This window comes from Actinomadura graeca (genome assembly GCF_019175365.1).
Lineage (GTDB): Bacteria > Actinomycetota > Actinomycetes > Streptosporangiales > Streptosporangiaceae > Spirillospora > Spirillospora graeca.
This window is the reverse complement of sequence record NZ_CP059572.1, coordinates 3,538,789-3,559,911: the sequence shown is the minus strand read 5'-3', so window position 1 is coordinate 3,559,911 and position 21,123 is coordinate 3,538,789. Positions and strand designations below refer to the sequence as shown.

Annotated in this window: 17 protein-coding genes and 1 riboswitch; of the genes, 13 read left to right on the top strand and 4 right to left on the bottom strand. The window is 72.8% G+C overall.

The genetic code is table 11. The features are described from left to right. Positions 1 to 136 precede the first annotated feature (136 nt). Positions 137 to 904 (top strand): sulfite exporter TauE/SafE family protein, encoded by a 768-nt coding sequence (locus AGRA3207_RS15600; protein WP_231335349.1) that lies wholly within the window; start codon positions 137 to 139, stop codon positions 902 to 904. Positions 905 to 1,085: 181 nt separating this feature from the next. On the opposite strand, the gene AGRA3207_RS15595 is transcribed toward AGRA3207_RS15600, so the two are convergent. Then, positions 1,086 to 2,525, bottom strand: coding sequence for a glycoside hydrolase family 15 protein (locus tag AGRA3207_RS15595; RefSeq protein WP_231335348.1), 1,440 nt, complete (start codon positions 2,523 to 2,525; stop codon positions 1,086 to 1,088). Positions 2,526 to 2,850: 325 nt separating this feature from the next. Between AGRA3207_RS15595 and sucC the strand changes: the two genes are divergently transcribed. The 3 genes from sucC (at position 2,851) to AGRA3207_RS15580 (ending at position 7,294) form a co-directional block, all read left to right on the top strand. After that, the gene (sucC, locus tag AGRA3207_RS15590) at positions 2,851 to 4,029 is read left to right on the top strand and encodes an ADP-forming succinate--CoA ligase subunit beta (protein ID WP_231335347.1); all 1,179 of its coding nucleotides are present in this window, start codon (positions 2,851 to 2,853) and stop codon (positions 4,027 to 4,029) included. A gap of 2 nt (positions 4,030 to 4,031) precedes the next feature. Further along, on the top strand, positions 4,032 to 4,919 hold the full coding sequence (gene sucD / locus AGRA3207_RS15585; RefSeq protein ID WP_231335346.1) for a succinate--CoA ligase subunit alpha: 888 nt from the start codon (positions 4,032 to 4,034) through the stop codon (positions 4,917 to 4,919). Positions 4,920 to 5,335: 416 nt separating this feature from the next. Beyond that, a complete protein-coding gene (locus tag AGRA3207_RS15580; RefSeq protein WP_231335345.1) occupies positions 5,336 to 7,294 on the top strand; it encodes a cell division protein PerM in 1,959 nt (652 codons plus the stop codon). Between the two features lie 60 nt (positions 7,295 to 7,354). Here AGRA3207_RS15580 and AGRA3207_RS15575 read toward each other — a convergent pair whose 3' ends face one another. Then, entirely contained in the window at positions 7,355 to 7,795 is a 441-nt protein-coding gene (locus AGRA3207_RS15575; protein WP_231335344.1) for a DUF4190 domain-containing protein, read from the bottom strand. 90 nt (positions 7,796 to 7,885) lie between these two features. Here AGRA3207_RS15575 and purN point away from each other — a divergent pair, with 90 nt between their 5' ends. From purN to AGRA3207_RS15560, 3 genes are all read left to right on the top strand, one after another. Next, positions 7,886 to 8,554: a phosphoribosylglycinamide formyltransferase gene (gene purN, locus AGRA3207_RS15570; protein ID WP_231335343.1), complete on the top strand. Its 669-nt coding sequence runs from the start codon at positions 7,886 to 7,888 to the stop codon at positions 8,552 to 8,554. A gap of 83 nt (positions 8,555 to 8,637) precedes the next feature. Further along, a complete protein-coding gene (gene purH / locus AGRA3207_RS15565; RefSeq protein WP_231335342.1) occupies positions 8,638 to 10,200 on the top strand; it encodes a bifunctional phosphoribosylaminoimidazolecarboxamide formyltransferase/IMP cyclohydrolase in 1,563 nt (520 codons plus the stop codon). Positions 10,201 to 10,676: 476 nt separating this feature from the next. Continuing rightward, positions 10,677 to 10,856: a hypothetical protein gene (locus AGRA3207_RS15560; protein ID WP_231335341.1), complete on the top strand. Its 180-nt coding sequence runs from the start codon at positions 10,677 to 10,679 to the stop codon at positions 10,854 to 10,856. On the opposite strand, the gene AGRA3207_RS15555 is transcribed toward AGRA3207_RS15560, so the two are convergent. Then, positions 10,835 to 11,224: a GNAT family N-acetyltransferase gene (locus AGRA3207_RS15555; RefSeq protein WP_231335340.1), complete on the bottom strand. Its 390-nt coding sequence runs from the start codon at positions 11,222 to 11,224 to the stop codon at positions 10,835 to 10,837. The two genes, AGRA3207_RS15560 and AGRA3207_RS15555, sit on opposite strands and share 22 nt — an antisense overlap. 21 nt (positions 11,225 to 11,245) lie before the next feature. Beyond that, positions 11,246 to 11,332, top strand: a riboswitch (ZMP/ZTP riboswitch). A gap of 44 nt (positions 11,333 to 11,376) precedes the next feature. On the opposite strand from AGRA3207_RS15555, the gene AGRA3207_RS15550 reads away from it, so the two are divergent. After that, on the top strand, positions 11,377 to 12,237 hold the full coding sequence (locus AGRA3207_RS15550; protein ID WP_231335339.1) for a bifunctional methylenetetrahydrofolate dehydrogenase/methenyltetrahydrofolate cyclohydrolase: 861 nt from the start codon (positions 11,377 to 11,379) through the stop codon (positions 12,235 to 12,237). Between the two features lie 122 nt (positions 12,238 to 12,359). Here the strand turns inward: AGRA3207_RS15550 and AGRA3207_RS15545 are convergent, their stop codons facing one another. Continuing rightward, positions 12,360 to 13,094: an FHA domain-containing protein gene (locus tag AGRA3207_RS15545; RefSeq protein WP_231335338.1), complete on the bottom strand. Its 735-nt coding sequence runs from the start codon at positions 13,092 to 13,094 to the stop codon at positions 12,360 to 12,362. A gap of 289 nt (positions 13,095 to 13,383) precedes the next feature. On the opposite strand from AGRA3207_RS15545, the gene AGRA3207_RS15540 reads away from it, so the two are divergent. The 5 genes from AGRA3207_RS15540 (at position 13,384) to AGRA3207_RS15520 (ending at position 21,092) form a co-directional block, all read left to right on the top strand. Beyond that, positions 13,384 to 13,812, top strand: coding sequence for a DUF3017 domain-containing protein (locus AGRA3207_RS15540; protein ID WP_231335337.1), 429 nt, complete (start codon positions 13,384 to 13,386; stop codon positions 13,810 to 13,812). A gap of 127 nt (positions 13,813 to 13,939) precedes the next feature. Further along, positions 13,940 to 15,157: an NADP-dependent isocitrate dehydrogenase gene (locus AGRA3207_RS15535; RefSeq protein ID WP_231335336.1), complete on the top strand. Its 1,218-nt coding sequence runs from the start codon at positions 13,940 to 13,942 to the stop codon at positions 15,155 to 15,157. Between the two features lie 237 nt (positions 15,158 to 15,394). After that, positions 15,395 to 16,384, top strand: a complete 990-nt coding sequence (locus tag AGRA3207_RS15530; RefSeq protein ID WP_231335335.1) for a malate dehydrogenase — start codon at positions 15,395 to 15,397, stop codon at positions 16,382 to 16,384. 161 nt (positions 16,385 to 16,545) lie between these two features. Next, positions 16,546 to 18,312: an HSP90 family protein gene (locus tag AGRA3207_RS15525; RefSeq protein ID WP_231335334.1), complete on the top strand. Its 1,767-nt coding sequence runs from the start codon at positions 16,546 to 16,548 to the stop codon at positions 18,310 to 18,312. Next, positions 18,309 to 21,092 (top strand): hypothetical protein, encoded by a 2,784-nt coding sequence (locus tag AGRA3207_RS15520; RefSeq protein ID WP_231335333.1) that lies wholly within the window; start codon positions 18,309 to 18,311, stop codon positions 21,090 to 21,092. The genes AGRA3207_RS15525 and AGRA3207_RS15520 overlap by 4 nt, the downstream gene beginning before the upstream one ends. The last annotated feature ends 31 nt before the right edge of the window (positions 21,093 to 21,123 follow it).

Genomic DNA, 21,123 nt, shown 5'->3' with positions numbered 1-21,123 from the left:
CGCGGGCGGCTGGCATGAAGGGCGACATGAGTCGATCGCGGGGACAGGTGGTGTCGAAGGGGGGCGCGGACGGGTGATTCGGCGCGTAGTGTCATTTGCGACATGCATGTGACTCCTTACGCCCCCTGGAGCCCCCTTGCACGCCGAGCAGGTGCTGTTGCTGTTGTCGGCCGCCGCGTCGGCGGGCTGGGTGGACGCTGTCGTCGGTGGCGGCGGGCTGATCCAGTTGCCCGCGTTGCTCCTGCTCAACCCGGGGCAGCCGGTGGCGACGGCGCTCGCGACGAACAAGCTCGGGTCGCTTGCGGGCACCTCGTCCGCAGCCGTCGCGTACCTGCGCAGGACGAAGCCCGACCTCCATGTCGCGGGCCCGGCGGCGGTGATGGCGGTCTGCTTCGCGGCCGTCGGGGCGTTGTGCGCGGCGGCGATCTCCTCGGACGTGCTGAAGCCGGTCATCATGGTCGTCCTGCTGACGGTCGCCGCGATCGTGGTGCTCAAGCCGGACCTGGGCCGTGTCCCCGCGCCGGTGTTGCGGACCCGGCGCAGGGTCGCCGCGGCCGTGCTGGTCCCCGGCGCCGTGATCGCCTTCTACGACGGGCTGGTCGGGCCCGGTACCGGGACGTTCCTGGTCATCGCGTTCACCACGCTCCTCGGCATGGACTTCGTCACCGCCTCCGCAACATCGAAGATCATTAATACCGGCACGAATCTCGGCGCGCTGCTGGTGTTCGCGGCGCAGGGGCATGTGCTGTGGGCCATCGGCCTCGCGATGGCCGCGTGCAACGTCGTCGGGGCCCAGGCGGGGGCGCGGATGGCGATCAGCCGGGGGAGCGGGTTCGTCCGGGCCGTCCTGCTCTGCGTGGTCACCGCGCTCGTCGCCAAGCTCGGTTATGAGCAGTTCACCTGATGCGTCCGTCTGCCCGGGCGGTTTCGCACCGGCCACGGGCAGGTCCCTAGCGCAAGACGCCTTTTCGGCGTCTGTGCCATGCCCTGCGACGTCGGCGGCACAATCGTGGACGGTCAGCGGCACGTTTGTGTGGCGCCCATGCGATCTGGGGGCGTGCGTCAGCTTGATCTGGGGGCGTGCGTCAGCCGACCGGGGGGATGGGGAGTGGGCGCTTCAGCGCGGACAGGGTGAGGACGACCAGTGACGCCGTCCAGCCGAGGGGCGCGACTCCGGCGGGACGGCCCGTCTCGCCGATCTTCTCGGGGAGGGCGCCGAGCGACGTGCGGTGGACGGTGAGCCAGTCGAGGCGCCCGAGAGCCTCGTCGATCCGTCCGGAAGCGGCGGCGTTGAGGCCGAACAGGGCCGTCTCGGGCGTCCAGGCGACCAGCTTGTTGCCCGCCCAGCGCTCACCCGGCAGGACGCCGCCGTTCGGCAGGGCCTGCTTGCCCGCGGCGTCCGCGACGGCGGTCGTCACGCTCGGGTCGGACGGTGCGAAGGGCGGCGCGATGAAGGTCACTGAGGTGTCCATCAGCCCGCCGCGGACGGGAGAGCGCGGATAGCCGTACGGGGCGAACTGCCTGGTCACGGCTGCGGAGACACGGTCCGCGGCCGTCCGCCACCGGGCGGCCTTCGTGCCGCCTCCGTAGCCGTCGGCGAGGGCCGCGGCGGCGCGCAGCCCCGCGAGGACCGGGCCGACGACGCCGAGCGTGGGACGGCGCGGATCCTGCTCGCGACCGCGGTCGCGTTCCCAGTAGTCGGACGAGGGCGGCGGCAGTCCCTCGGTGTCCAGGGAGCGCGTGAGGTGGTCGGCGGCCCGCTGCACCATGGGCCACAGCTCCGGGAGGTCCTCCCCGGGCGGCGTCTGGGCGCGGTAGAGCCAGCCCGCCCACAGCACCCAGCCGACCGAGTCGAGCTGCGGGTCACGGCCGTCGGCGACGGCGGTCCCGTCGGGCCGGTAGCGGGCGGCCCACAGGCCGTCCTCGTGCTGGACGCGGGCCAGGAACCGCAGGACGCGGCGCGCCTCGGTCAGGTGGCCGGTGACGGTGAACGCGGCGGCGGCGAAGGCGGAGTCGCGCGGCCAGCAGTACCGCCACGCCCCGTACCAGGACGCGAGGGACGCGCCGTTCGGGCGGGTGAGGAGCCGCAGGTCCAGCAGCGCCCGCGTCGCCATGTCCCGGTAGCGGTCCCCGTAGCGGCCGCGCTCGGCGAACCCGTCGCCCGGGACGGTGCCGTCCGCGAGCCAGGCGTTGTCGGTCCGCACCGCCGCCGTCACCTGCGGATCGTCCGGTGGGACGAGCACGGACGTCTCAGTCCCGAAGGGGACGAGCCGGACCCGCCCGTCCGCGAGCCGGACGACGGAGCTGCCCGGCAGATAGGAGGCCCCGGGCGCCTCGGCCGGTGACAGCGGGGCGCCGGTGACGGGCCAGCCTCCGCCGCCGACGAGCCCCGGGCTGGCCCAGCCGGGTCCGGAGCCGTTCGGGATGGTGGAGCCGGTGGTCGCGACGAGCGTGGCGGCCACGAGCAGCGCGGCGGCACGCCGGAAGCGGCGCATCCCGCGCGGCGCCGGGCGCTCGTCCGTCATGGCCGTCCGTCCCCCTCCGGCAGCTGTTCTCCGGGCTTGAGCGGAAATAAGTACACCAAACTACTTCTTTGTGTTCATCCTCCTCAGGAGCCAGCCGTGCCCTCCTCCCCGGGGCCGAGAACCTCCGGTTTTCCGAAAGTTGACCTTCCGGTTGCCGGGACGAGGACCGACCCGGGGAAAGCGGATCGGACCCGGGCGCATGACCATGGACCCGCGTTGACTAGGCTGCATCGACGGAGCGGACCGCAGAGTGCCGGCCGCACGGAGAACCGTGTACCCCCACTCGTGTGGTCATCAGGCTGTCGATCCGTAAAAAGGACGCCTCGTGGACCTGTTCGAACATCAGGCGAAGGAGCTCTTCGCCGAGTACGGGGTACCGGTGCCCACCGGCAAGGTCGCCCATACTCCCCAGGAAGCCCGGGCCATCGCGGCGGAGCTGTTCGCCGCGGGAAGCTCGAAGGTCGTCGTCAAGGCCCAGGTGAAGACCGGTGGCCGCGGCAAGGCCGGCGGTGTGAAGCTGGCCGACACGGCCGACGAGGCGGAAACGCTCGCCGGCCAGATCCTCGGCATGGACATCAAGGGCCACACGGTCCACAAGGTCCTGGTCGAGGAAGGGAGCGCCATCGCGCAGGAGTACTACTTCTCGTTCCTGCTCGACCGCGCGAACCGCACCTTCCTCTCCATCTGCTCCGTCGAAGGCGGCGTGGAGATCGAGGAGGTGCCGCACGACCGGCTCGGGCTCGTCCCGATCTCGCCGCTGACCGGCGTCGACCGGGCCAAGGCCCGCGAGATCGCCGAGGCGGGCCGCCTCCCCCAGGAGGCCCTGGAGGGCGCCGCCGAGCTGATCGAGCGCCTCTGGGCCGTGTTCACCGACGAGGACGCGACGCTCGTCGAGGTGAACCCGCTGATCCTCACCGCGGACGGCCAGGTCAAGGCCCTCGACGGCAAGGTCTCCCTCGACGACAACGCCGCGTTCCGCCAGGAGCACGACAAGCTGGAGGACAAGGCCGCGGCCGACCCGCTGGAGGCGGCGGCCAAGGCCAAGGACCTCAACTACGTGAAGCTGGACGGCAGCGTCGGCATCATCGGCAACGGCGCCGGCCTCGTCATGTCCACCCTGGACGTGGTCTCCTACGCCGGTGAGGGGCTCGGCGGCCAGCGGCCGGCGAACTTCCTCGACATCGGCGGCGGCGCGTCCGCCGAGGTCATGGCGGACAGCCTGGAGATCGTCCTGTCGGACACCGACGTCAAGTCGGTGTTCGTCAACGTGTTCGGCGGCATCACGGCCTGCGACGCCGTCGCCAACGGCATCGTCGCCGCCTACAAGCTGCTCGCCGACCGCGGCGAGAGCGTCAACCGGCCGCTGGTCGTCCGGCTGGACGGCAACAACGCCGAACTCGGCCGCACGATCCTCAGCGACGCGGGGCTGACCGGCGTCCAGCAGGTCGACACCATGGACGACGCGGCGAGGCGCGCCGCCGAACTCGCAGCGGCAGGTGCATGAGCATGGCCATCTGGCTCACCGAGAACAGCAAGATCATCGTGCAGGGCATCACCGGCTCCGAGGGCTCCAAGCACGGCCGCCGGATGCTCGCCTCCGGCGCGCAGGTCGTCGGCGGCGTCAACGCCCGCAAGGCCGGTCAGACGGTCGACTTCGACGGCACCACCCTCCCGGTGTTCGGGACCGTCGCCGAGGCGATGGCCGAGACCGGCGCGGACGTGTCGGTCGTCTTCGTCCCGCCGAAGTTCACCAAGGACGCCGTCGTCGAGGCCGTCGACGCGGGCATCCCGCTCTGCGTCGTCATCACCGAGGGCATCCCGGTGCACGACACCGCCTACTTCTGGGCGTACGCGGAGTCCAAGGGCAACAAGACCCGGGTCATCGGCCCGAACTGCCCCGGCATCGCCTCCCCCGGCAAGTCCAACGCGGGCATCATCCCGGCCGACATCACCTCGCCCGGCCGCATCGGGCTGGTGTCGAAGTCGGGCACGCTGACCTACCAGATGATGTACGAGCTGCGGGACGTCGGCTTCTCGACCTGCGTCGGCATCGGCGGCGACCCGGTCATCGGCACCACCCACATCGACGCCCTCAAGGCGTTCCAGGACGACCCGGACACCGACGCCATCGTCATGATCGGTGAGATCGGGGGCGACGCCGAGGAGCGCGCCGCCGCCTACATCGAGCAGCACGTGACCAAACCGGTCGTCGGCTACGTCGCCGGGTTCACCGCCCCCGAGGGCAAGACCATGGGCCACGCCGGCGCGATCGTGTCCGGCTCCGCCGGCACCGCGCAGGCGAAGAAGGAGGCCCTGGAGAAGGTCGGCGTCCGCGTCGGCAAGACCCCCAGCGAGGCGGCCGTCCTGATGCGGGAGATCATGAAGAACCTCTGACCTCCGGTCGGCCACCGAAAGACGCCCGAGCCCCTCAGGGGCCCGGGCGTCTTTCGTCGATATCCGCCATGAGCTGGGGCTGGCCGCAACCGGAGCCGGGGCTGGGCTGGGCTGGACGGGGCCGGGAGCCGTCGATTCCGATTGGCCAAGCTGGACGGGGCTGGACGGGTAAAAGCCCCCCCGGGGCCGCCGGGGAGCTGGGGCCGCTGGTCCGCTGTGAGGGACGCCCAGACGCCCAGACGCCCAGACGTCCAGACGTCCTGGAGGAGGGCTCACACGCCGGATGATGTGGTCGTGTGCGCCGGTCGCCGGTCGCCGGGCGTTCTGTGCCGGGTGTCTGCCGTGGCCTGACGACAAAGGCGACACGCCGGGCGAGGGTGCGGGCGCGGCCGGGGCGCGATGCCAGCATGGAGCGCGTGAGCGACGTGAGTCCCGGAAAACGCGGAACCCCGGCCAGGGCGGAGCCGTCCGGCGCGGAGTCGCCCGGGGCCGTCCGGGCGGCCCGCGGCCTGCGGCGTCCCGGCGCCGTGCAGGAGGACAGGCGCCCCCCGCAACCTCCCGGGGCGCCGCCGCAGCCTCCGGCAGCGGCGCGTCCGCTCTACGTGACGGGGCTGGTGGCGGCGCTGTGGTGCATCGGCATCGGCCTCGCCGTCCTCACCACGATCACGCTGATCGGCTGGATCGCCGCGCCGAAGACCGCGCTCGGCCACGGCATGTCCGGGGTGTTCCGGACGGCCGTCAACTTCTGGCTCGTGTCCCATCACGCGGGCTTCTCCACCGGCCACGGGCGGGTGGGGCTGCTGCCGCTGGGCCTGCTCGTCCTGCCGGGTGCACTGCTGTACCGGGGCGGCGGATGGATGATCCGCGGCCTCGGACTGCCGGACCGTCCGCGCGTCGCGGTCGCGCAGGTGGCCGTCACGCTGGCCGTCCCGTATGCGGCGCTGGACGGGCTGCTCGCGCTCGCCGCGTCGTCCCCGGCGGTACGGCCCTCGGCGTGGCAGGCGCTGATCGCCTCCTTCCTCGTCGCGGTCATCGCGGGCGGGCTGGGCGCCGCGCGGGCCGTCGTCGCGGCGCAGGTCGCGGCGCAGGCCAAGGGGGAGCGGCTCAGGTCCGGGCTCGGGGCGCTGCTGCGGCTGCTGCCCGACCGGCCGCGCTCGCTCGTCATCGGCGTCGCGGGCTCGCTCTCGGTCCTGCTGGCCTCCGGGGCGCTGCTGGTCGGCGGCTCGCTCGCGATGCACATGACCGACGCGGACGGCCTGTACGACGTCCTCGCGCCCGGCATCGTCGGCGGCGTCCTGCTGCTGGTGGTCGAGCTGGCGTTCCTGCCGAACGCGGTGATCTGGGGCATGGCGTACGCGGTCGGCCCCGGGTTCTCGGTCGGCGGGGGCACGAGCGTGTCGGCGACCGGTGTGTTCTTGGACACCGTCCCGGCGTTCCCGCCGCTGGCGGCCCTGCCCGAGCCGGGCCCCGCCCCGGCGATCTCGCTGCTGGCCCTGGCCGCGCCGTTCGTCGCCGGAGGCGTGGGCGGCTACCTGACGATCCGGTCACTGCCGAGCCCGGCCTACGAGGGCGCGCCGCTGTGGGGATTCGTGTCCGGGGCGCTGACGGGCGGCGTGGTGGCGCTGCTGGCCGCGCTGGCGGGCGGCCCGCTCGGCGGCGGCCGCATGACGACCGTGGGCCCGTCGGCGTGGCAGGTCGGGCTGATGGCGGCCCTGGAGGTCGGCATTTCCGCGGCCATCGCGGCGTGGGTGGCGAACTGGAGGATCCTGCGCCGCCCGGCGGAGGCCGAGATCCGTCCCGCGAAGGGCCGCGGGGCGGGGGGCAAGAAGAAGGCCAAGAGCAAGGGCCGGGGCGAGGAGCAGAGCACGGGCCACGAGCAGGGCCGGTCCGGGGGCAGGGCTAAGGACGGGGCCAAGGGCAGGGCGTCTCGTAGAGGTGGGCGCCGGACGCCTGCGGCCTCTCCCTCGGCGTCGGCGGCGATGATGCCGCTGTCCGCGCCCGTCCCGGACGAGACGTCCACGCCCCCCGACGGCGCGCTCCCGCGTCCCGTGCCGAGGCCCTCGCCGTATGCGCCGGACCCTCTGGAGTTCGAGGAGGCCGAGCCCGTCCTGGCGCCCCGGCGCCCCGCCCGCGCGCGGACCCGCGGACCGCTGCCCGACCTCGCCGAGGAGACGCCCGCGCCGCTGCCCCCTGTGCCCCCGCCGAGCGACGGCACGGTCGTCCTGGAAGGCCACATCATGGACGAGCCGGACACTCCGGAGGCGCCGAGGCCCGAAGCCGCCGAGCCCGTCCCGCCGCCTCGCGAGGACCCCGAACGCACCGAGAACCGGGGCGGCGCCATCTACGTCCTCCGGGACGAGCCCAAGGACGACTGACCCTCGACCTCGACAGCAAAGCCTCAGGGCGCTGTGGAGCTTCGGGGCGGAGACAGGGGCTCAGAAGCGGACGCCGACGTCGTCCATCGTGCCGGACGGGAGGTGCAGCTTCTCCTCCATCTTCGGGTAGTAGTGCTCCCGGCACGCCCGCTGGTCGGCGTTGGTGTTGGAGCCGCTGACGCACTTCTGGTAGCCGTTCAGCTCGGGCGCCAGGTACGCCGTCCCGGCGATGGCGAACAGGGAGATCGTCAGGCCGATCGCGCCCAGCACGATCCCCGCGGTGGCGCCCGGCGCGACGCCCCGCGTCCGCTTGGCCTGCCGCTGCGCCTTGATCCCGACCACCAGCGACGCGATGCCCAGCACGAAGCCCAGGGGGTAGAAGAAGAACGCGGTAAGCAGGGCCAGGCCGCCGAGCCACAGGGCCCGCATGCCGGTCCGCTCGACGGGGGGCCGGCCCAGCGGGGCGGCCCCGCCACCGCCCTGCCCCTGCGGCTCACTCACGTTCGGTCCTCCCACCTGCGGATCATTGGGCGCCGAGCAGGGCCGATAGGCTCGTGTCGACCCGAACAGCCCCACGTCCACCAGGGAGTCATGGTGTCCGCCCGGCTCGTCGTCCTCGTCTCCGGCGCGGGGACCAACCTACAAGCGCTGCTCGACGCGTGCGCGGACCCAGCCTACGGGGCCCAGGTGGTGGCCGTGGGCGCGGACCGTCCCGGGACCGGGGGCGTCGAGCGCGCCGAACGCGCCGGGCTCCCCACCTTCACCCTCCGCATCGCCGACCACCCCTCCCGCGACGACTGGGACGCCGCGCTCACCGACGCCGTGGCCGAACATGGACCCGACCTCGTCGTCTCCGCTGGCTTCATGAAGATCCTCGGGCCGCGCTTCCTCGCCCGGTTCGGCGGACGGACGGTCAACACCCACCCGGCGCTGCTGCCGTCCTTCCCCGGCGCCCACGCCGTACGGGACGCCCTGGCGTACGGGGTGAAGGTGACGGGCTGTACCGTGCACTTCGTCGACGAAGGCGTGGACACCGGACCCGTCATCGCCCAGGAGACCGTCCAGGTGGGCTGGCATGACGACGAGGACTCCCTGCACGAGCGCATCAAGCAGGTGGAGCGCCGTCTCCTGGTCGACGTCGTCGGGCGGCTGGCCCGCGACGGCTGGACGGCACGGGGAAGGCGGGTCTCAATGAAGTGCAGGACCTGCGGCGAGACGTCCGGCGGCGATTCGTCCGGCGGTTCGGCCCACACAGAGTGAGCCCGTACAGAGTGAGCCCGTACAGAGTGAGCCCACACAGAAGCAGCCCACAGAGGGTCAGCCCACAGAGGGGAGCTCGGCCGGTGAGTCGGGTGGCGATTAGGCGCGCGCTGATCAGCGTGTACGACAAGACCGGGCTGGAGGACCTGGCCCGTGGCCTGCACGAGGCCGGGGTGGAGATCGTCTCCACGGGCTCCACGGCGGGGCGGATCGCCGCCGCAGGGGTACCGGTCATGAAGGTGGAGAAGCTCACCGGGTTCCCCGAGTGCCTGGACGGCCGCGTCAAGACCCTGCACCCCAAGGTGCACGCGGGCCTGCTCGCCGACCGGCGCAAGGACGACCACCTCCAGCAGCTCGACGACCTGGACGTGGAGCCGTTCGACCTCGCCGTGGTCAACCTCTACCCGTTCGCCGAGACCGTCGACTCCGGCGCGACGCCCGACGAGTGCGTCGAGCAGATCGACATCGGCGGCCCGACGATGGTCCGCGCCGCCGCGAAGAACCACGCGTCCGTCGCGGTCGTCGTCGACCCCGCCGCCTACGGGACCGTCCTGGACGCCGTCCGGTCGGGTGGTTTCACGCTGGAGGAACGGCGGCGCCTGGCGGCCCTGGCGTTCTCCCACACCGCGTCCTACGACGTGGCCGTCGCGTCGTGGTTCGCCGGTTCCTACGCGCCGGACGAGACCGCCGCCGACGCCGGCTGGCCCGACTTCCTCGGCGCCACCTGGCAGCGCGCGAACGTCCTGCGGTACGGGGAGAACCCGCACCAGCGCGCCGCGCTGTTCACCGACGGCAGCGGCGGCGGCCTCGCCGGAGCGGAACAGCTCCACGGCAAGGAGATGTCCTACAACAACTACGTCGACGCCGACGCCGCCCGCCGCGCCGCCCACGACTTCGACGCCCCCGCCGTCGCGATCATCAAGCACGCCAACCCGTGCGGCATCGCGATCGGCGCCGACCTCGCCGAAGCCCACCGCAAGGCCCACGCCTGCGACCCCCTGTCGGCCTTCGGCGGCGTCATCGCCGTGAACGGGACCGTCACCGCCGAACTGGCCGCCCAGGTCGCCGAGATCTTCACCGAGGTCCTCGTCGCCCCCGCCTTCGACGACGACGCCCTGGAGATCCTCACCCGCAAGAAGAACATCCGCCTGCTGCGCTGCCCGCGGACCCCCGCCAACGCCACCGAGTACCGGCGGATCGACGGCGGCGTCCTGCTCCAGACCGTCGACCGCGTCGACGCCCCCGGCGACGACCCGTCCGGCTGGGAACTGAAGGTCGGCGCCCCCGCCGACGAGGCCACCCTCCGCGACCTGGCGTTCGCGTGGCGGGCCGTCCGCGCCGTGAAGTCCAACGCGATCCTCCTCGCCGCCGACGGCGCCACCGTCGGCGTCGGCATGGGCCAGGTCAACCGCGTCGACTCCGCCAAACTCGCCGTCACCCGCGCCGGAACCGAACGCGCCGCGTCCGCCGTCGGTGCCTCCGACGCCTTCTTCCCCTTCCCCGACGGCCTGGAGGTCCTGACCGCCGCCGGCGTCCGCGCGATCGTCGAACCCGGCGGCTCCGTCAACGACGACAAGGTCATCGAAGCCGCCGAAAAGACCGGGACCACCCTCTACTTCACGGGCACCCGGCACTTTTTTCATTGAGTTTCCTTGGCGTCGGGCCTGGCGGCCCTCCTTCGGCGGAAACTCGGGCGATCGCTGCATCGCTTCGACTCGCCCTGGAGGGCTCGCTGCGCGATCAGGTTCTCGCTTCGCTCGCACCTGCCTTCGGACGCGATCGCAACCTTCGGGTTGTTGGGGGTTGGGGTTCCTGCTTGCTGGGGTTGAGGTCGGTTCTCGGGTGTCGCTTGGCTCGCCTGGCGGCTCGCTCGCTCATGTAGGTCGCAGGGCTTGCCGCTGGGCGTCGCCTTCGGTTGTGGGTGGTGAGCGCAATCTCCTCGGCGTCGCCTTGGGCCGGGGTTGGAATAGGCACAGCCGCTCGGCGGCGTCCTTGGGACGGGGGTGGGATGGCCTCAGCCGGTCGGCGGCGTCTTGGGCGGGGGTGAATTAGACTTCCCCTGGTCGCGTACCCCCTGCTTACCCCTCTCTTGACCTGCGCGGCCTGTGCCGTTGGAGGCCGTATGGACCTGGTGCTGACCTTCCTTGTGGGCTCGATCGCCCGGACGGACGCCCTGCTGCTGGAGTCCCGGCAGGTGATCGGGCTGGCCGCCGCGGCGCTGCTGGCCATGCTCGCGGCCCATGTCGGATGGCATGGCACCGACCGGCTCATCACGTGGCGTCAGCGGCCGGACGAGGACTGATCCTCGCCGTCGGTCATCGCGTGGGTGGCGGTGTCGCGGATCGAGCCGTCCGCGTGAATCCGGTGGTGGACGCCCTCGTACGACGCGCCGAGCCGCTCCAGTGCCGTCCGGGATCGCTCGTTGCGGACGCGGGTGTGCCAGGCGACGCGGATTGCGCCGAGGTCGCCGAACGCGCGTCCCAGCAGGCCGCGGTGGGACGGTGAGATCTCGTCTCCCCCGGCGACCTCGCCCGTGGCGGCGTCGATCCGCGCCCTCGGCAGCGGACGCCCCGTTCGCGGACGGCGAGCGCGGCGTCGATGTCCGCCCGCATGTCCTCCACCGTCGCCGATGGCGGGTGCCCGGCAGGGCCGCTTAACGGTTATTTTCACCGGGCACTCGGCGGTTACCATGGCGTTCTAAGCGACTGGCGCGGTCAAGGTGGATCACCACCGGGGAGCGAACGTACAGTCCGGACACCGCGCGCCTGGGTGGACGGGCCCCGAGCCGGGCCCGGTTCCCGGCGATCAGCGCGGAGGAACGCATGACGGCACAGATTCTGGACGGCAAGACCACCGCCGCCGAGATCCGCTCGAACCTGAAGGGTCGCGTGCAGGCGCTGCGCGACCGCGGCGTGTCCGTGGGGCTCGGGACGGTCCTCGTCGGCGACGACCCCGGCAGCCACTCCTACGTCAACATGAAGCACCGCGACTGCGCCGAGGTCGGTATCGAGAGCATCCGCCGTGACCTGCCCGCCACCGCCACGCAGGACGAGGTGGAGCGCGCCGTCGCGGAGCTGAACGCCGACCCGGCCTGCACCGGGTACATCGTCCAGCTGCCGCTTCCCAGGGGGCTGGACGAGCAGCGGGTGCTGGAGCGCATCGACCCCGCCAAGGACGCGGACGGCCTGCACCCCATGAGCCTCGGGCGGCTCGTGCTGATGCAGCCCGGGCCGCTGCCGTGCACGCCGAAGGGCATCATCGAGCTGCTGCGCCGCTTCGACGTCCCGATCCGGGGCGCGGAGGTCACCGTGGTCGGGCGCGGCATCACGGTGGGGCGCTCGCTCGGGCTGCTGCTGACCCGCCGCACCGAGAACGCGACCGTGACGCTCTGCCACACCGCGACCCGTGACCTCGCGGCCCACACCCGGAAGGCCGACATCGTGGTGGCGGCCGCGGGCGTGCCCGGGCTGATCACCGCGGACATGGTCAAGCCGGGCGCCGTGGTCCTGGACGTGGGCGTGTCCCGGGTGGACGGCAAGCTCGCCGGGGACGTGGCCGCCGACGTCCGTGACGTCGCCGGATGGGTGGCCCCGAATCCGGGGGGCGTGGGCCCGATGACCCGCGCGATGCTTCTGGCGAACGTGGTGGAGGCGGCGGAGGACTCGCTCAAGAACGCCGGCTGATCCGCCGGATGCGGCGGCGGCCCTCCCGGGCCGCCGCTGCACCCTGCGGCGGCCCGGAACGGTGTTTCCCGCTCAGCGGTCACCCCGGCTTGCGCTGCCCAGAGGGTGACCGCAGGCCCACATCAGCTGGCCCGGCGTCCCGCGGCGCTGTGCGCCGGACGGCCGGGACCGGTGACATGCCCCGGGGCGTGCCCCGGGGTGCCCGGTCTGCGCGGTTCGGCTCCCCGGACCCCGGTGGTCCGCCCGTCCATCGGGCGGCCCTGCTGGGGCACGTGCACCGGCGGCAGCGGACGGACGAGGCCCATGGCGATGACCTCGTTCGCGAGCCGCGTGCGGCGGTTGGCGCCCTCCGGGATGCGGAATTTCTGGTACAGACGCAGCAGGTGCTGCTTGACGGCGGCCTCGGTGACGACCAGTTCGCCCGCGATGTCACGGGCGGTGGCCGGTGCCACGAACGCCTCGTCCGAGAGGGCGGGGCGGCAGAGCGCGGTCAGCACGTCGACCTCACGGCGGGTGAGCTCGGGTGCGACGGCCCGCCGCAGCTCGACGTCCGGATCCACCTCCTCCCGGGGGATGCCCCCCATCCGGCAGCGCGCCGTGCCGAAGCTCACGACGTCTCCGTCCTCCAGGACACGGCGGGCGATCGGCCTGCCGTTGACTCGGGTTCCGTTACGGGACAGGCCCATGTCGACGACGTACACATACGGGCCGCGTCGAACGATCTCGGCGTGCAAACGCGACACGCTCGGATCATCGAGGCGGATGTCGACTCCTCTCCCTCTCCCGACCGTCGTAACGTCGGGGCGCAGCGGCACCACCAGCCCGCTGTCCTCGATCCGCATGAACGGCCCCTCCACGGCAGTCCTCCCAGCTAGTTAGCGACCCCTGTCCGACGGGTTACCCGGGCCGGTCACCGTCACACCCTCCTACTGGCGAGTAGGACCGATGGCGCAAGGCATCCGGGCCCCCGGGCGCCTCCTGTGTCCCATCCGTTTCCCTCGCCTGGCACCGACCCCGGCCGCGCCCGGAATCCCGGACGGACGGCGCCTCGTCCGGAAGCGCGCGGATGATGTCGTGCCGCGACCCGAATGGCACTACCGTGAAGTGCCACCGGCCGTCCAAGCCGGTTTCCGATTCGGAGGGGCCATGAGCACCGAGGTGCACCGGCGGAGGCGCCGCGCGCCGCGCCGCAGGGGCGCCGCGCCGCACTGGCTCGGCCGGCTGCCATATCTGCTCGTCCTCAGCGGCGTCGGCGCCGGGCTCGCGCTGTGCGCGCTCGACTACTGGCGCAAGGGATCCGGCCTGATGGCGGCGGCGCTGCTCCTCGGGGCGCTCGCGCGGCTGCTGCTGCCGGAGTCGCAGCTCGGCCTGCTTGCGGTGCGCAGCCGGTCCGTCGACTGCTGGACGCTCGTGATCCTCGGTGAGATGGTGGCGTTCGTCGCGCTGAGCATCCCTCCGATGAACAAGACCGGACTCGTCCTCGCCGGGGCGTTCGGCGTGCTGATCGCGCTCGCGATGGCGGCGCGCGGCCTGCGGCTGCTGATGTCCGGCCGCCGGGACGGCCCGTCCGGCTGACGGGCGTCCGCCCTGCCGGGAACGCTCCGGCCCAGGCCAGGTCCGATGCCCGCCATGGCCTCGGCTAGCCTTGCCAGTTGAGCCTTACAAGGACTGCTGGCCGGTGTAGGAAAGGGACAGCAACGGCATGCCCAAGATCAAAGTAGCGGCCCCCGTCGTCGAGCTCGACGGCGACGAAATGACGCGGATCATCTGGAAATTCATCAAGGACCAGTTGATCCTGCCTTACCTGGACGTCGATCTGAAGTACTACGACCTGGGGATCGAGCACCGTGACGCCACGGACGACCAGGTCACGGTGGACGCCGCCCACGCCATCAAGGAGCACGGCGTCGGTGTGAAGTGCGCCACCATCACCCCCGACGAGGCGCGCGTCGAGGAGTTCGGCCTGAAGAAGATGTGGCGCTCCCCCAACGGGACGATCCGCAACATCCTCGGCGGCGTGATCTTCCGTGAGCCGATCGTGGCCTCCAACATCCCCCGCCTGGTGCCGGGCTGGACGAAGCCGATCATCATCGGCCGTCACGCCCACGGCGACCAGTACAAGGCCACCGACTTCGTCGTTCCGGGCCCGGGCAAGGTGACGATCACCTACACGCCGCAGGACGGGTCGGAGCCGATGGAGTTCGAGATCGCGGACTTCCCCGGTGGCGGCGTCGCCATGGGCATGTACAACTACGACGACTCGATCCGCGACTTCGCGCGCACGAGCATGCGGTACGCGCTGAACCGCGAGATGCCCCTGTACATGTCGACGAAGAACACGATCCTCAAGGCCTACGACGGCCGCTTCAAGGACCTCTTCCAGGAGATCTACGAGTCGGAGTTCAAGGCCGAGTTCGAGGCCAAGGGCCTCACCTACGAGCACCGGCTCATCGACGACATGGTCGCCGCCGCGCTCAAGTGGGAGGGCGGCTTCGTCTGGGCTGCGAAGAACTACGACGGCGACGTCCAGTCCGACACCCTCGCGCAGGGCTTCGGCTCCCTCGGGCTGATGACGTCGGTCCTCATGACCCCCGACGGCAAGACCGTCGAGGCCGAGGCCGCGCACGGCACGGTGACCCGGCACTACCGCCAGCACCAGCAGGGCAAGCCGACGTCGACCAACCCGATCGCGTCGATCTTCGCGTGGACCCGGGGGCTTGAGCACCGCGGCAAGCTCGACGGCAACGCGCAGCTCATCGGCTTCGCGAAGGCGCTCGAAGAGGTCTGCGTCCAGACCGTCGAGGCCGGTCAGATGACCAAGGACCTGGCGCTGCTCGTCGGCGCCGACACCCCCTGGCTGACCACGCAGGAGTTCCTGGAGGCCCTCGACACCAACCTCCAGAAGAAGGTCAACGGCTGATCCCGTCCCCTCGAAGGGCCGTCCCGGAGGGTTCCGGGACGGCCTTCCGTGTTCGCGGGAGGGCGGCGGCCATGCCGGTCCGGGTACCTGGGGGAAGGCGGGCGGTGCGCGCGCGATAACCTGACCCCGGTATATCTCGACGGCGAGAGATTCGGCGCGGCGGCGCGGCTCTCGGGTGGTCGGGTTCGAAGGATGGCCGCCTGAGCCCCGTCAGGTCAGCAGCAGGAGAAGAAGGTAATGACGCGCACTCCAGTCACCGTCACCGTCACCGGCGCCGCGGGCCAGATCGGCTACGCGCTGCTGTTCCGCATAGCGTCCGGCCAGCTGCTCGGCGCGGACGTACCCGTGCGCCTGCGGCTGCTGGAGATCCCCCAGGCGGTGAAGGCCGCGGAGGGCACCGCCATGGAGCTGGACGACTGCGCGTTCCCGCTGGTGTCCGGCATCGACATCCTCGACGACGCCGTGAAGGCGTTCGAGGGCGCGAACGTGGCGCTGCTGGTCGGTGCCCGCCCCCGCACGAAGGGGATGGAGCGCGGCGACCTGCTGGAGGCCAACGGCGGGATCTTCAAGCCGCAGGGCGAGGCGATCAACGCGGGCGCCGCGGACGACATCAAGGTGCTGGTCGTCGGCAACCCGGCGAACACCAACGCGCTGATCGCGCAGTCGCACGCGCCGGACGTCCCCGCCTCCCGCTTCACCGCGATGACCCGGCTGGACCACAACCGGGCGCTGGCGCAGCTGTCGAAGAAGGCGGGCGTGTCCGTCGCCGACATCCGCAGGATGACGATCTGGGGCAACCACTCGGCCACCCAGTACCCGGACATCTTCCACGCCGAGATCGCCGGCAAGAACGCCGCCGAGACGGTCAACGACCAGGGCTGGCTGGAGAACGACTTCATCCCGACCGTCGCCAAGCGCGGCGCCGCCATCATCGAGGCGCGGGGCGCGTCGTCGGCCGCGTCGGCAGCGTCCGCCGCGATCGACCACGTGCACACCTGGGTCAACGGCACCGCCGACGGTGACTGGACGTCCATGGCGGTCGTGTCGGACGGCTCGTACGGCGTCCCCGAGGGCCTGATCTCCTCGTTCCCCGTCACGACGGCGAACGGCGAGTGGGAGATCGTCCAGGGGCTGGAGATCGACGCCTTCTCGCGCGCCCGGATCGACGCGTCCGTGGGAGAGCTGTCGGAGGAGCGCGACGCCGTCCGCAAGCTCGGCCTCATCTGACCGTCTGCGCGATCTGACCGTCTGCGCACTTTTTCACGCGACCACCGCACGAGCCCCGGGCCGGTCAGGCCCGGGGCTCGTTCGTGTGAGAAACACGGTCAAGAGGCCGGTACCGGTCGCTAGGGTGTGATCGCTCCATCAGGTGATCGGGGAGGCGGCAGGTGGCGGAACAGGCTTTTCAGGTCGATCTGCGCGGCGTGGTGGATCTGCTGAGCCGCCATCTCTACGCCAGTCCCCGCGTCTACCTGCGGGAACTCCTGCAGAACGCCGTCGACGCGATCACCGCGCGCGGTGACGGCGGCCGGGTCGCCATCGAGACCGGCGGCGGTGTCCTGCGCGTCCACGACGACGGGATCGGCCTCACCGAGGACGAGGTCCACACCCTGCTCGCGACGATCGGGCGCTCGTCCAAGCGGGACGAACTCGGGTTCGCGCGGCACGACTTCCTCGGCCAGTTCGGGATCGGGCTGCTGTCGGCGTTCCTCGTCGCCGACGAGATCGAGGTGGTGACGCGGTCCGCGCGCGGTGGCGCGGGGGTGCGGTGGACGGGGCTGTCCGGCGGCAGCTACCGCGTCGAGCCCGCCGAGCGCGACGAGCCGGGCACGACGGTCACGCTCCGGGCGCGGCCGGGGTCGGCGGAGCTGCTGAGCCCGCCGGTGGTGGCGGGCCTCGCCCGCACGTACGGGTCGCTGCTGCCGGTCGAGCTGACCGTGGACGGCGTGCCGGTCGCCGGGGACGGTCCCGTGTGGCGGGCGGCCCACCGCGACCCGGCCGGGCGGCGGCGTGCGCTGGAGGAGTACTGCGAGGAGCTGTTCGGCTTCACGCCGTTCGACGTGGTCGACCTGGACGTCCCGGAGGCGGGGCTGACGGGCGTCGCGTTCGTCCTGCCGCATCCGGTCGCGCCGTCCGCGCGCGCCGCGCACCGCGTCTACCTGAAGCGGATGCTGCTGGCGGAGAACGTGGAGGGGCTGCTGCCCGACTGGGCGTTCTTCGCCCGCTGCGTCGTCGACGCGGGGGAGCTGCGGCCGACCGCGAGCCGTGAGGCGCTCTACGAGGACGAACTGCTGGAGTCGGTCCGGGACGGGCTGGGCGAGATCCTGCGGCAGTGGCTGGTGAAGCTGGCGGAGACCGATCCGGCGGCGCTGGACGGGTTCCTCGGGCTGCACCAGCTCGGCGTGAAGGCGATGGCGCTGCACGACGACGACATGCTGCGGATCGTGGACCGCTGGCTGGACTACGAGACGTCCGCCGGGCCGATGACGCTGGCGGAGTTCCGGCGGCGCCACCCGGACGGCCGGTTCACCACGAGCGTGGACGAGTTCCGGCGGCTGTCGGCGGTCGCCGGCGCGCAGGGCGTCGGGCTCGTCAACGGCGGCTACGTGCACGACCCGGAGATCATCGAGCGGTTGCGGGGGCTGGACCCGGACATCCGGCTGGGCAGGCTCGACGCGGCGGAGCTGACCACCACGTTCGGGACGCTCGACCCCGCGGTGGAGCTGGCGCTGCGGCCCTTCCTCGCCGCGGCGCAGCGGGCGGTGGAGCGGCTCGGCTGCGAGGTGGTCGTCCGCGACTTCGACCCGGCGTCGCTGCCCGCGTTGTACCTGACCAGCCGTGACGCGCAGTTCCAGGACGAGCTGGCGCGGGCGCGGGACGAGGCGGACGAGCTGTGGGCCGACGTCCTCGGCGCGGTCGGCGCCCACTCCGTGGCCGACCGCGCGCAGCTGGTCCTCAACCACCGCAACCCGCTGACCCGCCGCATCACCGCGCTCGGCGCGGACGGGCCGGTCGAGCCGGCCGTCCAGGCGCTGTACGGGCAGGCGCTGCTGCTCGGCCACCATCCGCTGAGGCCCGCCGACACCGCGGTGCTGAACCGTTCGTTCATCGGCCTGCTGGAGTGGGCCGTCCACCCCCCGGAGGCCCGAGAGTGAGCACGGAGGACGTCGGCGGCCTGATGGCCCGGTCGCAGGAGCTGCCCTACGGGGAGGCCCGGACCATCCTTGTGGAGGACGCACTGCGCCGGGCGGAGGCGGCGGGCGACGAGACAGAGGCGTTCTGGGTGCGGCTCCAGCTGACCAACGCCTACCAGTACGGCGGCGAGCCCGCGAAGGCGTTCGCGACGTTCAGCCGGACGATGGCCGACAACGACCGCGACCCCGGCCGCTTCGAGGGGACGCGCCGCCTGCTCTGGCAGATGAAGGCGATCGTCAACTCGCTGACGCAGTTCCCCGAGATCCCCCTCGACCGCACCCACCGGGTGCTGGACGACATGGAGCGCCGCTACCGCGAGGCCGGGTACAGCCTCCAGGCGGTGTACCACTACCGCAACGCGGTCGCGTTGCACGTCGGCGACGCGTCGGCGGACGACTGGTACCTGAAGTGGCGGGCCGCGCCGCGCGACGAGCTGTCGGACTGCGCGGGCTGCGACCCGACCAGCATGGTGGAGCACCTGGTCCGGTACGGGCGGTACGAGGAGGCGTTCGAGGTCGCGGCGCCGGTCCTGGGCGAGGAGCTGAACTGCGCCGAGCAGCCGCAGGGCATCCAGACCGCGTTGCTGCCGGTGTATCTGCGGACGGGCCGCACCGAGGAGGCCCGCGACGCGCACCGCCGCGCGTACCGGGTGCACCGGACGCAGCTCGCCGACCTGGACGAAATCGCCGACCACCTGCGGTTCTGCGCCGACACCGGGAACGAGGCGCGCGCACTGGAGATCGTCCAACGGCACCTGGGCTGGCTCGACCGGGCGCCGAGCCCGCACATCGGGATGCGGTTCGCGGCGGCGGCGTCGCTGGTGCTGCGGCGGCTGACGGACGCCGGGCACGGCGCGGCGACCGTCCGCCGTCCCGGGTTCGGGGACCGCGCGGCGGCGGACGTGCCGCTGGCGGAGCTGGGCGCGGACCTGGCCGGGGTCGCGACGGGACTGGCGGAGCGGTTCGACGCCCGCAACGGCACGTCCTGCCAAGGGGACCTGATCCGGGCGATCCTGGAGGCCGAGCCGATCGTCGAGTTCCTGCCGCTCGGCGAGCACCACCGGCGCCGCCGCGCGCCGTCCCCGGCCCCCGCACCGGAGGCCGCCGACCTGTCCTCCGAGACGGACCTGGACGCGCTGCTGGACGAGGCCGACCGGCGCCGCCTCCGCCGTGACATGCCCGGTGCGGCGGCGCGGTGGCGGCGGTTCGACGAGGTCGCCGAGACGACGGAGCCGACGCCGATGCAGCGGGCCCGCCGCGTGGACGGCCAGGGCGGTCTCCTGGCGTTCCAGGGCGACTTCGCGGGCGCGATCGTCTGCTGGGAGGAGGCGGCGGGCCTGTTCGCCGGGCTGGGCGAGCAGACGCGGCGGTACCGCACGCTCAGCCGCCTCGGCGCCGCGCGCGTGCAGGCGCGCGACCGCGGCCCCGCCCAGCCCGGCGCCGTGGAGCCCGGCGCCGTGGAGACGGGCGCTGTGGAGACGGGCGCTGTGGAAAGTGGCGGCGGCGGGGCCGACGTTGTGACGGGGCTCGCCGAGCTGGAGGCGGCCGCCGATCACTTCGCCGCGCATCCGACCGGCGACGGCGACGGCACGATCGCGCTCGTCCGGCTGGCCCGCGCCTTCCTCGACCTCGGGCGCCCCGCCGACGCCGGGGCCGCGCTGGACCGGATCGCCCCCGATGACTCGCCCGGTGACGCGGGGGAGGTCGCGTTCCTGCGGGGGAGCGCGCTGCTGATGGCCGGTGACGTCGGCGAAGCGGTCGCGGTGCTGCGAGCGGGCGTCGCCGCGGCGCGCGAGGCGGGCGACCCGGAGCCGATGGCCCGACCGGCGCTGCTGCTCTCCCAGACCCTGAACCAGCTGGCACATGCCGAGGGCCCTGACGCGCCGCCCGCGGGGGAGGATCCCGGTGCGGAGGTGCTGGCCGTCCTCGGCGAGGTGATCGAGACGCTGCCGGGCCCGTCGCCGCTGCTCACGGCGGCGCACGCCGAGCGCGGCCTCACGCTGCTCGTCGGCGACCGTCCCGCCGAGGCCGTCGCCGACCTCGCCGAGGCCGTCGCGGGCTGGACGGCGGCGGGCCTGCACGAACAGGCCACCTACCTGCGGGTGGACCTGGCCGCCGGGTACCTCGCCGCCGGACGCCACCTGGAGGCCGCGGAGGTCGCGGAGGAGGCCCTGCCCGCCGTCGCGGAGGACGCGGAGCGGCGCTGCCGCCTGGTCCTCGCGCACGCGCAGAAGGAGCTCGGCGAGGAGGACGCCGCCGGGCTGTTCGCCTCCCTCGCCGAGGACGCGGCGAAGGACGGGCAGCACGGCGCGGCCGGGCACTTCCTGGAGCAGTCCGCGGAGGTCCTGACGAACCTGGACAAGGACGCCGTGGCCGCCGGGCGGTTCGCCGACGCCGCCGACGCCTACGCCGAGGCCCCCGACCCGCACGGCGTGGTGCGCACCAGGCGCCGCGCGGCGATGTGCCTGCTGTGGTCCGGCGAGACGCCCGGGGCCGTCACCGCGATGGAGACGGCCCGCGAGGCGCTGGCCGGGCTGCCGCCGGGCGACGAGCCCGCCAGGATCTGGGAGACGGCGCTGGTCTCCTTCGACCAGGCCCGCGTCCTCGCCCAGGCCGGACGCCTCGCCGACGCCGAGACCCACGCGGCCGCCGCCGTCGACGGCTTCCGCGTCCTGGAGGAGACCGGCCCGGCCGAGGAGGCGACGGCCCTCCTCAACGACATCAGATCCGCGATGGGCTGACCCCCGCGGGGCGTTGGGGTGCCATGGGGCA

What these genes read in the sequence shown, in the direction of transcription:
- AGRA3207_RS15595 (WP_231335348.1), bottom strand. Translation starts at nt 2,525, where the DNA reads ATGACGGACGAGCGCCCGGCGCCGCGCGGGATGCGCCGCTTCCGGCGT.
- sucD (WP_231335346.1), top strand. Translation starts at nt 4,032, where the DNA reads ATGGCCATCTGGCTCACCGAGAACAGCAAGATCATCGTGCAGGGCATC.
- purN (WP_231335343.1), top strand. Translation starts at nt 7,886, where the DNA reads ATGGTGTCCGCCCGGCTCGTCGTCCTCGTCTCCGGCGCGGGGACCAAC.
- AGRA3207_RS15560 (WP_231335341.1), top strand. Translation starts at nt 10,677, where the DNA reads ATGGACCTGGTGCTGACCTTCCTTGTGGGCTCGATCGCCCGGACGGAC.
- AGRA3207_RS15550 (WP_231335339.1), top strand. Translation starts at nt 11,377, where the DNA reads ATGACGGCACAGATTCTGGACGGCAAGACCACCGCCGCCGAGATCCGC.
- AGRA3207_RS15540 (WP_231335337.1), top strand. Translation starts at nt 13,384, where the DNA reads ATGAGCACCGAGGTGCACCGGCGGAGGCGCCGCGCGCCGCGCCGCAGG.
- AGRA3207_RS15535 (WP_231335336.1), top strand. Translation starts at nt 13,940, where the DNA reads ATGCCCAAGATCAAAGTAGCGGCCCCCGTCGTCGAGCTCGACGGCGAC.
- AGRA3207_RS15530 (WP_231335335.1), top strand. Translation starts at nt 15,395, where the DNA reads ATGACGCGCACTCCAGTCACCGTCACCGTCACCGGCGCCGCGGGCCAG.